Annotated in this window: 10 protein-coding genes and 3 tRNA genes; 8 read left to right on the top strand and 5 right to left on the bottom strand. The window is 70.4% G+C overall.

The genetic code is table 11. The annotated features are described in order from the left end of the window. The first annotated feature begins 65 nt into the window (after window positions 1-65). From ACTHM3_RS01330 to ACTHM3_RS01340, 3 genes are all read left to right on the top strand, one after another. The gene (locus ACTHM3_RS01330; protein WP_440404286.1) at window positions 66-929 is read left to right on the top strand and encodes an ABC transporter ATP-binding protein; all 864 of its coding nucleotides are present in this window, start codon (window positions 66-68) and stop codon (window positions 927-929) included. Next, on the top strand, window positions 926-1,816 hold the full coding sequence (locus ACTHM3_RS01335) for an ABC transporter permease (RefSeq protein ID WP_440404287.1): 891 nt from the start codon (window positions 926-928) through the stop codon (window positions 1,814-1,816). The genes ACTHM3_RS01330 and ACTHM3_RS01335 overlap by 4 nt, the downstream gene beginning before the upstream one ends. A 63-nt stretch (window positions 1,817-1,879) precedes the next feature. Continuing rightward, on the top strand, window positions 1,880-2,974 hold the full coding sequence (locus ACTHM3_RS01340; RefSeq protein ID WP_440404288.1) for an ABC transporter substrate-binding protein: 1,095 nt from the start codon (window positions 1,880-1,882) through the stop codon (window positions 2,972-2,974). Window positions 2,975-3,047: 73 nt separating this feature from the next. Here the strand turns inward: ACTHM3_RS01340 and ACTHM3_RS01345 are convergent, their stop codons facing one another. From ACTHM3_RS01345 to ACTHM3_RS01360, 4 genes are all read right to left on the bottom strand, one after another. Next, the gene (locus ACTHM3_RS01345) at window positions 3,048-3,824 is read right to left on the bottom strand and encodes a ZIP family metal transporter (RefSeq protein ID WP_440404289.1); all 777 of its coding nucleotides are present in this window, start codon (window positions 3,822-3,824) and stop codon (window positions 3,048-3,050) included. 158 nt (window positions 3,825-3,982) lie between these two features. Continuing rightward, window positions 3,983-4,058: transfer RNA gene (locus ACTHM3_RS01350), tRNA-Phe, on the bottom strand. A 71-nt stretch (window positions 4,059-4,129) separates the two neighbouring features. Continuing rightward, window positions 4,130-4,203 (bottom strand) — tRNA-Asp (locus ACTHM3_RS01355). Between the two features lie 29 nt (window positions 4,204-4,232). After that, window positions 4,233-4,305 (bottom strand) — tRNA-Glu (locus ACTHM3_RS01360). A 272-nt stretch (window positions 4,306-4,577) separates the two neighbouring features. Here ACTHM3_RS01360 and ACTHM3_RS01365 point away from each other — a divergent pair. Continuing rightward, a complete protein-coding gene (locus ACTHM3_RS01365) occupies window positions 4,578-5,846 on the top strand; it encodes a peptidoglycan DD-metalloendopeptidase family protein (RefSeq protein WP_440404290.1) in 1,269 nt (422 codons plus the stop codon). Window positions 5,847-5,861: 15 nt separating this feature from the next. Further along, entirely contained in the window at window positions 5,862-7,184 is a 1,323-nt protein-coding gene (locus ACTHM3_RS01370; RefSeq protein ID WP_440404291.1) for a C40 family peptidase, read from the top strand. A gap of 37 nt (window positions 7,185-7,221) precedes the next feature. On the opposite strand, the gene ACTHM3_RS01375 is transcribed toward ACTHM3_RS01370, so the two are convergent. After that, a complete protein-coding gene (locus ACTHM3_RS01375; protein ID WP_440404292.1) occupies window positions 7,222-7,710 on the bottom strand; it encodes an inorganic diphosphatase in 489 nt (162 codons plus the stop codon). 48 nt (window positions 7,711-7,758) lie between these two features. Here ACTHM3_RS01375 and tilS point away from each other — a divergent pair, with 48 nt between their 5' ends. From tilS to ftsH, 3 genes are all read left to right on the top strand, one after another. After that, on the top strand, window positions 7,759-8,907 hold the full coding sequence (gene tilS / locus ACTHM3_RS01380) for a tRNA lysidine(34) synthetase TilS (RefSeq protein WP_440404293.1): 1,149 nt from the start codon (window positions 7,759-7,761) through the stop codon (window positions 8,905-8,907). Continuing rightward, window positions 8,907-9,458 (top strand): hypoxanthine phosphoribosyltransferase, encoded by a 552-nt coding sequence (gene hpt, locus ACTHM3_RS01385; protein WP_440404294.1) that lies wholly within the window; start codon window positions 8,907-8,909, stop codon window positions 9,456-9,458. The genes tilS and hpt overlap by 1 nt, the downstream gene beginning before the upstream one ends. A 111-nt stretch (window positions 9,459-9,569) precedes the next feature. After that, window positions 9,570-11,576 carry an ATP-dependent zinc metalloprotease FtsH gene (ftsH, locus tag ACTHM3_RS01390; RefSeq protein ID WP_440404295.1) on the top strand — a complete coding sequence of 669 codons (2,007 nt, stop codon included), beginning with the start codon at window positions 9,570-9,572 and terminating at the stop codon, window positions 11,574-11,576. Window positions 11,577-11,619: the final 43 nt, after the last annotated feature.

Raw genomic sequence — 11,619 nt, forward strand, 5'->3', positions numbered from 1 at the left:
GCGACGGCGCGCGCCTCGCACCGCCACCATCTCTGTCACAGCCGATGACAGAGAGGTCAACGCAGATGGGCGACACTGCACGCCACCCCGGCCCCGCGACCGCAGCTCCTCCCGAGGACGCCGCACGCATCGAGATCGTCGGACTGACGAAGCGCTTCCTCACGCCGAAGGGCGAGCCGTTCACGGCGATCCGCGACGTGTCGCTGACCGTGGCAGCGGGCCAGTTCTGCGCCATCGTCGGGCCGACCGGGTGCGGGAAGTCCACGACCCTGGCGCAGGTCTCGGGGCTGGAGCGGCCGAGCGCCGGTTCGGTGCAGGTCGGTGGGCGCGTCGTCGACGGCATCACCGATGGAGTCAGCTACATGTTCCAGTCGGACTCCCTCTTCCCCTGGAAGACCGTCCTGCAGAACGTCTCGATCGGGCCGGTGCTGCTCGGTCGGTCGAAGCGTGAGGCGACGGAGCTGGCACGCGACTGGCTGCGCCGAGTGGGCCTCTCCGGTTTCGAGGATCGCTACCCGCACCAGCTCTCCGGCGGCATGCGCAAGCGCGTGGCTATGGCGGCGGCGCTGATCAACGAGCCGCGCATCCTGCTCATGGACGAACCGTTCGGAGCCCTCGACGTCCAGACGAAGGCCATCATGCAGAACGAGCTCCTGGGGCTCTGGGAGCAGACCCGGCCATCCGTCCTGTTCATCACCCACGACCTCGACGAGGCGGTCGCGCTCGCGGACCGGGTCGCGATCATGACCAGCAGCCCCGGGACGATCAAGGAGATCTTCGACATCGATCTCCCGCGTCCGCGCGGCGATGTGCAGGAGGTGCGGCACGAGGCGCGCTTCGTCGAGCTGCAGTCGCGGATCTGGGAGTCGCTGCGCGACGAGGTCACCCGGGCCTACGCCCGCACGGCGTCGATCGGAGTCGCGGCATGACCACGCTCCTTCAGCATGAGGTTCCGGCGGTCGGCCGGGACGGGTCCGCGGATTCGGAGGCGAGCATCCGGGCGAGGGCGAAGCGCGACCGGAACCGGCGCACCACGCTCGTCTGGATCGGTCGCGCCATCGTCGTGGTCGTCGTCATCGGCGGTTGGCAGCTCTTCACGGCGGTCGGCTGGGTCGACAAGTTCTTCTTCGGCCAGCCCAGCGGCATCTGGAACGCCCTCGTCACGCTCTTCACCCAGGGCACCGCGTTCGGCAGCATCTGGGAGAACCTGTGGGTCACCGTCCAGGAGGCCCTTCTGGGCATGCTCCTCGGCACCGTGGCGGGGATCATCCTGGGCATCCTCCTCGGGTCGAATCGATACCTCTCGGACGTCCTGAGCCCGTACATCAAGATCCTCAACTCGATCCCGCGCATCGTCCTCGGCTCGATCTTCATCGTCGCGTTCGGGCTCGGCATCTTCCCCAAGATCCTGCTGGCCGCCGTGCTGGTCTTCTTCGCCGTGTTCTTCAACGCCTACCAGGGGGTGCGGGAGGTCGACCCCGGCCTCGTGGCGAATGTCCGCGTGCTGGGAGCGTCACGGCTGCAGGTCGCGCGCCACGTCACGATCCCGTCGGCCATGACCTGGATCATCGCCAGCCTGCACACCGCATTCGGGTTCGCGATCATCGGCGCCCTCGTCGCGGAGGTCCTCGGCGCGACCCAGGGCATCGGCCTCCTCATCAGCCAGGCGCAGGGCCACTTCGACCCCGACACGGTCTTCGCCTGCATGGTCATCATGGCCGTCGTCACGCTGGGCGCGGAGTACCTCATCTCCCTCCTCGAGCGCGTCGTCCTCAAGTGGCGCCCGCCGTCGCGTTCGGAGTCCCAGGTCGTCTGACCCGCTCCGCCCACCCCCAGACCGCCGGGCATCCGTCCGGCATGCCGAAAGGAACCCACCAAGATGAACAAGCGCAGCATCGTCGCTGCCGTCGCCGTCGGCGCCGTCACCCTCTCCCTGGGTCTCGCCGCCTGCAGCACCGGCGGAAGCGGCTCCACCGCCGGCTCGTCCGGAGCCCCGCTCCCCACCGTCAAGATGATGGTCGGCGGCATCGACAAGCAGATCTATCTCCCGTACCAGCTCGCTCAGAACCTGGGTTTCTACAAGAAGTACGGGGTCAACGTCGAGCTGTCGACGGAGCAGAACGGCGGAGTCGGGGCGGAGGATGCCATGGCGTCGGGCCAGGTCGACATGGCCGGGGCCTGGTACATCCACACCATCGACTTCCAGGTCAAGGGCAAGAAGGTCATCAACCTGATCCAGCTCTCCGGAGCGCCCGGCGAGCGCATCATGTGCAACCCCAAGGCGAAGGTGTCGTCCGGAGCCGACCTCAAGGGCAAGACCGTCGGGGTCACGGACCTGGGATCCGGGACCGACGAGCTGACCCAGTTCATCGCCTCGAAGGCCGGGGTCGGCAAGTCCGATTACAAGACGATCGCCGTCGGCGCCGGAGCGACGGCCATCGCCGCGATCCAGCGAGGGAGCGCGGACTGCGTCATGACGACCCAGCCGACGGTCGGAGCCCTCGAGAACCAGAAGCTCGCGACCTCGGCCATCGACCTGGCCACCACCAAGGGAGCGGATGCCGCACTCGGCGGCGCCTGGCCCGCTGCCGGTCTCCTCGCTCAGGCGTCGTGGGTGAGCAGCCACAAGGCCGCAGCGCAGGCCGTCGTGACCGCCCTGACCGCGACGATGCACTGGATCCACACCCACACGGCCGCGGACGTCGCGGACAAGCTGCCGGCATCCTTCGTGCAGAACGCGACCATCTCGAAGGCGGCGTACATCGCGGGGCTGCAGCAGGACTACGGGCAGTTCCTGCCGGACGGCCTCATGCCGGCCGGGGGGCCCAAGACCGTCTTCGCGATGGAGAAGGCGATCGGCGTCGACACGAGTTCGATCTCGTACAGCGACACCTTCACCAACACCTACGTCGAGAACGCCCTGAAGAAGCTCGACATCACCGCGAGCACGACGGCGGCCGGCTCCGACGGCTGACGCCCTCCTCGTCGAACGGCCCGCGCGCCCTCGGCCGCGCGGGCCGTTCGGCGCCCGATCCGCCGCCGACTGCTCAGGCGCCCGCAGCGGTGAGGATGGCGTCCGTCGCGAACCCGGCGATCAGCCCGACGAAGCCGCCGACGGCGACCAGCTCCGCACGCTTGGCGCGGGCGATGCCGCCGACGATCTGGATGATCACGTAGACGATCGAACCGGCGGCGAGGGTGAGGAAGAGGATCGACAGCACGTCGCTGACCAGCACCGACCCGAGCGCAGCGCCGACCACCGTCGGCCCTCCGCCGATCAGCCCGAGGAGGAGAAGGAAGGGCCAACTGGGCCGTGCTCCCTCCCCCGCGAGCGGGGCGACGATCCCGAACCCCTCCGTGGCGTTGTGGAGCGCGAACCCGACGACGAGCACGACGGCGAGGTCGAGCACGCCGCTGGCCGCCGACTGGCCGATCGCGAGCCCTTCGGCGAAGTTGTGCACGCCGATTCCCGCGGCGATCAGCAGCGCCAGGTGGCGGCGCGGCAGGTCCTCGTCTCCGCGGCGCCGGCGGATCCGCCGTTCGAGGAGCGCCAGGCCGACGAGCCCCAGGGCCAGGCCGATGGCGAACACCGCTCCGTCGACGAGGAGGACCTCGGGATGGCGCTCGCTCGCCAGGGCGACGTCGATCGGCTCCCACGCATGAGCGAGCACGTCCCACACCAGGAAGATGAGGATCCCGACGGCGATCGAGCTCAGCAGCGTCCGCAGCGCAGGATTGAGTGCTCGCAGCCGTCCGACGGGCAGCCCGATGAGGATCGTGACGCCGGCGATCAGCCCGAGCAGTACGGCGGTCCCGAAATTCACTCGCACTCCAGTTTGGTAAGGCTGTCCTAACTGGAAGCATAGGGTGACCGAAGCATCGCGCCGAATCCCAGGTGCGCGCAGGCCGCGGGTAGCGGGCGGTTCCCCGGTTCGTCGGCGGTTCCCGAGATGCGAAAGCCCCCGAGAATCCGGGGGCTTTGTGGTGGCTCCGACGGGCGTCGATCCCGTGACCTCACGATTTTCAGTCGTGCGCTCTACCAACTGAGCTACAGAGCCGGTTTCGCGACGGTGGCGAGACCGTCGCGATGGAGAAAGAGCCTTCCCTCGCGGAAAGGCTCTGACATCCGCGACCCTGACGGGACTTGAACCCGCGACCTCCGCCGTGACAGGGCGGCACGCTAACCAACTGCGCTACAGGGCCTTGCTTGTTGAATTGTGTGCTGTTCAGTGTGACCCCAACGGGATTCGAACCCGTGCTGCCGCCGTGAAAGGGCGGTGTCCTAGGCCACTAAACGATGGGGCCGCGAGCGAACCGCACGGCAACCGAGGGTCAAGCATACGGGACGTCGGGGGATGCCGCCAACCGAACGCTCGAGCAGCCGCGACGCCGCGCCGCCGCGCGCCCCTCCGACCCGGATGCGGTGCCGCACCGCCCGGGATCCCCGGGATCGCGGGCTGTCGAGGTTACTTTCAACCCGGCATTGAGACTTCGAGATGCCTGTTGTTAGTGTGAACAATGTTATTCGTGTGAATAGGCCTGCTCTGGTGCGCCGTTCCACGGGAACTGGGGAGATCATGACCGGAGCGGGCACCACCATGCGGGGGACGCGGATCCGGATGCGCGCGATCGCGGCATCCATCGCACTCGCCCTCCTGCCCGTCGGCGCGTTCGCGGGAGTGCCCGCGGCGCAGGCGGCGGAGGCGGCGCCGACCGCCCGCATGGACTACCCGACCTGGCAGGACGTGCAGAACGCCCAGAAGGCGGAGTCCACGACGCAGGCGCTCGTCGCCCAGATCACCGCGCAGCTCACCCAGTTGAAGGCGGCCTCCGACGCCGCGCAGGCCGATGCCCAGGCGAAGGGCGAGGCCTACGGCAAGGCGCAGGACGCCTACGACGAGCAGGACTACAAGACCCAGCAGCTGCAGGCGCAGGCCGACACCGCGAAGAAGGAGGCTGACGACGCGCGCGACAAGGCCGCCCGCCTCGTGTCGCAGCTGTCGAAGACCAACGGCGGCACCGACTCCACCGCGACCCTGCTGTCGCACCAGGGCTCGGCCGACGGGCAGCTCTACCGGCTGCAGGCCTACAACACCCTGATCCGGCAGTCGCAGGGCATCTACGAGCACGCGCTGCAGCTGCAGAAGAACGCCCAGTCGCTGACCGACCAGGCCGCCGTGCAGAAGAAGCTCCTCGCCGACCTCAAGGTCAAGGCGCAGCAGGCGCTCGAGGCCGCTCAGGCCGCCGCCCAGGCGGCCGCCGACGCGGTTCAGGCCGAGACCGACCACCAGGCGGACCTGCAGGCGCAGCTCGCGGTCCTGACGCAGAAGCGCGCCGCGACCGAGGCCGACTACCAGGCCGGTGTCGCCGCCCGCGCCGCTGCGGCGGCTGCGGCCGCCGCAGCCCAGGCCGCCGCGCGGATCAGCTCCTCCGGCTGGGCGGACCCCGCCTACGGCGTGCTGCTCGACCCGTTCGGGCTGCGCTTCCACCCGATCTACCACGAGTGGAAGCTCCACTCCGGGCAGGACATCGCCAACTCGTGCGGGGCGCCGATCTTCGCCGCGGCGGCGGGCACGGTCGTCTACGCCGGGTGGATGGGCGACCTCGGCAACTTCATCCAGATCCGCCACGACGACGGCACTGTCACCGGTTATGGGCACATCGTCAACGGCGGCATGCTGGTTAGGATCGGCCAGCGAGTGGGATCCGGGCAGCAGATCGCGAAGATCGGCACGACCGGGGGGTCGACGGGTTGCCACCTGCATTTCATGGTGTACGAGGGCGGGTCGACGCTGGTCAACCCGGTGCCCTTCATGCGTGACCGGGGGGTCAAGCTTGGTTCATAAGGTCCGGCTCCGCTGATGGACGCACGCAGACGCCCCTGGGGGGCGGCGGCTGCTGCCGCGTCCATCGCACTCGCGCTCACGATCGCGGGCGTCCCGCTCACGGCGGACGCCGTGCCGCGCGTCGACGTGCCCACGCCGGGCGAGATCGCCGCGGCCAAGAGCAGCGAGGCGGCCAAGCAGGCCGAGATCGCCAAGATCGGCGGCCTGCTGCAGCAGTACCAGCAGCAGTCGGACGCGGCGGCCTCCTCGGCGCAGGCCGCGGCCGAGGAGTACAACCTCGCCGAGCAGGACCTCGCCGCCGCGACCGACAAGCTCCAGCAGCTCACCGACCAGCAGAAGGCGGCCGCCAAGACCGCCGCCGCGTCGCAGCGGAAGGCGGCCGGGATCATCGCCCAGCTGGCCCGCACCGGCGGCGGCGACCTGACCCTCGGCCTCCTCTCGGGGTCGGGCAAGGAGACCGATCAGTTCCTGCAGCGGCTCGGATCGATGAACCGGCTGAGCGCGAGCGCGCAGGCGATCCTCGCGAAGGCGAGCTTCGACCGGAATCAGGCGTCGTCCCTCGCGAAGCAGGCGTCGGCCGCGAAGGCGGCACGCGCCGCCCGGGCCGACGACGCGCAGAAGGCGATGACCGCGGCCCAGACCGCCTCGGCTCAGGCGGAGAGTCAGCTGGCCTCCGCGACCGCGTCGCAGACGACGATGTACGCGCAGCTCGCCGAGCTCAAGGGCACGACGGCGGCGCTCGAGCAGGCGGCCGCCGAGGCGGCGCTGCAGCCGGTGACCTCCGGGGCCCCGAGCTCGGGCGGCGGCTCGTCGTCGGGAGGCGGCTCGTCCTCCGGCGGCGGCTCGTCGAGCGGGGGCGGATCCTCCGGCGGCTCCGGCGGCGGCTCGTCCTCCGGTGGCGGAACGACCGCACCGCCGCCGAGCCACGTCGACCCGACCCCGCCGACGCCGAACGCCAACGCCGTCGCGACCGCGATCGCGTACGCGCGGGCCCAGATCGGCAAGCCGTACGTATGGGGCGGAGCCGGTCCCGACTCCTTCGACTGCTCCGGGCTCACGATGCGGGCCTACGAGGCGGCCGGCATCTACATCGGCGGCCACAGCTCGACGCGGCAGTACTACACGGTGCGCCTCGTGCCGCGGAGCGCCGGCATCCAGCCGGGCGACCTGATCTTCTACTCGAGCGCGAGCTCGCTCCGCGACGGGATCATCGACCACGTCACGCTCGCGACGGGCGGGGGCCGCATGATCGAGGCGCCGTCACCGGGCAAGCTCGTGCGCGACTACCCGATCTACACGCAGGATCTCCTGCCGTACGTCGGCCGCCCGACCGGCTGAGCCGGCGCCACCCGCCCCGGGCGGGCGTCGTCCCGGGTCAGTGACCGGGGACGTAGGCCTCCTGCGCCTTGGCGATGAGGGCCTCCGCGGCCTCCGCGCCCTCCCAGCCCTCGGTCTTGACCCACTTGCCGGGCTCGAGGTCCTTGTAGTGCTCGAAGAAGTGCTCGATCTCCTTCTTCGTGTACTCGGGGACGGAGTCGAGGTCCTGGATGTGGTCCCAGCGCGGGTCCTTCGCGGGCACGGCGAGCACCTTGGAGTCGCCCCCGCCGTCGTCCGTCATGTGGAACACCGCGACCGGGCGCACCTTGACGCCCACGCCCGGGAACAGCGGGTACTGGGTCAGCACGAGCACGTCGAGCGGGTCGCCGTCGTCGCCGAGCGTCTTGTCGAAGAAGCCGTAGTCGGTGGGGTAGACGAACGTCGTGTAGAGCACGCGGTCGAGGAAGACGCGACCGGTCTCGTGGTCCACCTCGTACTTGTTGCGGCTCCCCTTGGGGATCTCGATGACGGCGTCGTACGTGGCCAATTCCGCTCCTTATGAATCGCGCTGCGAAGTCGCGCATAACGTTAGTGGATGCCCTCCCGGCCCCGACTGACGCCCGCGGTCGCCGACCTCCGCCGGGCGGTCCGAGCGTCGCTCGCCGACCTCGCGCCCCTCGCTCCCGTCCCGCCCGCTGTCCGAAATGCAGGAGATCCGACTCCTCCGACGGGCGTTCGCGGGGATGTCGTCGCCGACTCCGGGGAATCTCCTGCATTCCGGGCAGGGACGGCACGGACGGCAGGGACGGCGGAGCGCGCGCCGCTCGTGCTGGTCGCGCTGAGCGGCGGACCCGATTCGCTCGCGCTCGCGGCGGGGGTCGCGTTCGAGGCGTCCCGGGCCGGGATCGCCGCGGGCGCGGTCGTGATCGACCACGGCCTCCAGCCCGGATCGGAGGCGGTCGCCGCCCGCGCCGCGCAGCAGGCGGCCGCGCTCGGCCTCGCCCCCGTGCGCGTCGAGCGGGTGAGGGTCGGTACCGCCGGCGGCCCCGAGGCCGCAGCCCGCGACGCGCGCTACGCCGCGCTCGAACGCGTCGCCCGCGAAGAGGACGCCGCCGCGGTCCTCCTCGGCCACACCCTCGACGACCAGGCCGAGACCGTCCTGCTCGGCCTCGCCCGCGGGTCGGGCGCCGCGAGCCTGCAGGGCATGGCGCCGGTCGCCGGGCTCTGGCGCCGGCCGCTGCTCGGCATCCGACGATCCACCACGGCGCAGGCCTGCGCCGACGCCGGCCTCGAACCGTGGCGCGACCCCCACAACGACGACCCGGCGTTCGCGCGGGTGCGGGTGCGCACCACGGTGCTGCCGCTCCTCGAGGCGGAGCTCGGCCCCGGCGTCACCGACGCCCTCGCGCGCACGGCGGAGCAGCTCCGCGAGGATAACGCCGCGCTCGACGCGTTCGCCGAGGAGGTGGCGGAGGACCTCGCCGATCACGCCGAGGCCGGCCTCACCCTCCCCGCCGCCGCGCTCGCCGCGAACCCGCCCGCGCTCCGCCAGCGGCTCGTCCGGCTCGCGGTCCGCAGCGAGTTCGGCGTCGCGCTCAGCCGCGCGCAGACCCTCGAGGTCTGCCGCCTCGTGACCGACTGGCACGGGCAGGCCGGCGTCGACCTGCCCGGCGTTAGGGTGGTGCGGCGGGGCGCCCTCCTGCACTTCGAATCCCGCCCGGACCCCCGACAGGAAGAGGACTGATGGAGTCGGCCGACGTCGCGAACGACCTCACCGAGGTGCTCCTCACCGAGCAGCAGATCCGCGACCGGATCGCGGCGATGTGCCGTGAGATCGAGCGCGACTACGAGGGCCGCGACCTGCTCCTCATCGGCGTGCTGAAGGGCGCCGTCATGGTCATGGCCGACCTCGCGCGCGAGCTGAAGCGCGACGTCGAGATGGACTGGATGGCGGTCTCGTCGTACGGCGCCGGCACGCAGTCCTCGGGCGTGGTCCGCATCGTGAAGGACCTCGACACCGACCTCGCCGGCCGGCACGTGCTCATCGTCGAGGACATCGTCGACTCGGGCCTCACGCTCTCCTGGCTGCGTTCCAACCTGCAGAGCCGCGGCCCCGCGTCGGTCGAGATCTGCGCGCTGCTGCGCAAGCCGGAGGCCGCCAAGATCGAGATCGACGCCCGCTACGTCGGGTTCGAGATCCCGAACGCCTTCGTGGTCGGCTACGGGCTCGACTACGCCGAGCGCTACCGCAATCTGCGCGACGTCTCGGTCCTCGCGCCACACGTCTACGCATAGTCAGGTGAAGCTGGGTCCGCCTCCGGCGAACGCGCAGACGGCGCCGAGGAATCGCGCGATAGCCTGAGGGCCACTGTCAGGAGCGGGCAACAGAGCCCGGGTGTGCACCATATGGACGTCAAGCGGTTCCTTCGCGGGCCCCTCATCTGGATCATCGTCGCCATCGCCGCGGCGATCGTCGGTTACTCCCTGCTCACGAGCTCGGGGTTCAGGCAGATCAGCACCCAGCAGGGGCTCGAGCTGCTGAGCACCGATGGGACCGTGAAGAGCGCGAAGGTGGTGGACGGCGACCAGCGCGTCGACCTCACCCTCAACAAGTCCTACAAGGACTTCGGCACGCAGGTGCAGTTCTATTACGTGGCCCCGCGCGGCGCCGACGTGGTCAAGGCGGTCGACAGCTCCGGTGCGACCTACAACGACGACGTGCCGCAGCAGAACTGGTTCCTCTCGATCCTGGGCCTCCTGCTGCCGGTGCTCGTGATCGGCGTGATCTTCTGGTTCCTCCTCTCGTCGATGCAGGGCGGCGGCAACCGCGTCATGCAGTTCGGCAAGTCGCGCGCGAAGCTCGTGTCGAAGGAGTCGCCGAAGGTCACCTTCGCCGATGTCGCGGGCTCCGACGAGGCCGTCGAGGAGCTGCAGGAGATCAAGGACTTCCTGAAGGACCCGGCCAAGTTCCAGGCGGTCGGCGCCCGCATCCCGAAGGGCGTGCTGCTGTACGGCCCTCCCGGCACCGGCAAGACGCTCCTCGCGCGCGCGGTCGCGGGCGAGGCGGGCGTGCCGTTCTACTCGATCTCCGGCTCGGACTTCGTGGAGATGTTCGTCGGCGTCGGCGCGAGCCGCGTGCGCGACCTCTTCGAGCAGGCGAAGCAGAACTCGCCGGCCATCATCTTCGTCGACGAGATCGACGCGGTCGGCCGCCACCGCGGCGCCGGCCTCGGCGGCGGGCACGACGAGCGCGAGCAGACCCTCAACCAGCTGCTCGTCGAGATGGACGGCTTCGACGTCAAGACGAACGTCATCCTCATCGCGGCGACCAACCGCCCCGACATCCTCGACCCTGCGCTCCTGCGCCCGGGCCGCTTCGACCGTCAGATCGGCGTCGACGCGCCGGACCTCGAGGGCCGCAAGAAGATCCTGACCGTCCACGCCAAGGGCAAGCCCATGGCCCGGGGGGTCGACCTCGAGGTGCTCGCCCGGAAGACGCCGGGCTTCACCGGCGCCGATCTCGCGAACGTGCTCAACGAGGCCGCGCTCCTCACGGCGCGCAGCAACGCGCAGCTGATCGACAACCGCGCCCTCGATGAGGCCGTCGACCGCGTGATGGCCGGTCCGCAGCGCCGCACCCGCGTGATGAAGGACAAGGAGAAGCTCATCACCGCGTACCACGAGGGCGGCCACGCCCTTGCGGCGGCGGCGATGCGTCACACCGACCCGGTGACGAAGGTCACGATCCTCCCGCGCGGCCGCGCCCTCGGGTACACGATGGTGCTGCCCCTCGAGGACAAGTACTCGGTCACCCGCAACGAGCTGCTCGATCAGCTCGCCTACGCCATGGGCGGTCGCGTCGCGGAGGAGATCGTCTTCCACGACCCGACGACCGGCGCATCGAACGACATCGAGAAGGCCACGGGCATCGCCCGCAAGATGGTCACCGAGTACGGCATGTCGTCGGAGATCGGCTCGGTCAAGCTGGGGCAGTCGCAGGGGGAGGTCTTCCTCGGCCGCGACATGGGCCACCAGCGCGACTACTCCGAGGAGCTGGCGGAGAAGGTCGACCTCGAGGTGCGCAAGCTCGTCGAGGCCGCCCACGACGAGGCGTACCAGGTGATCAACGACAACCGCGACATCCTCGATGCGCTCGCGCAGGAGCTCCTCGAGAAGGAGACCCTCGACCACGAGCAGCTGGCGCGCATCTTCGCGGATGTGCGGAAGCTCCCGGAGCGCCCGCAATGGCTCTCGAGCACGAAGCGCCCGGTAAGCGACCTGCCGCCGATCGAGATGCCGAAGGCCCCGATCGACGCGGGCGCGACCGACGGCGCGGTCGACTCCGAGCCGCAGCCCCCGCGCCCGAAGCGGACGCCGCGGCCTCGCAAGAGCCCCGGCATCGCGACCGCATGATCGGGCGCGCCGCCGCCCCCGCGGCGCGCACCGCTCCGCCGAC

Origin of the sequence: Pseudolysinimonas sp. (genome assembly GCF_051954455.1) — a bacterium.
Taxonomy (GTDB): domain Bacteria; phylum Actinomycetota; class Actinomycetes; order Actinomycetales; family Microbacteriaceae; genus Pseudolysinimonas.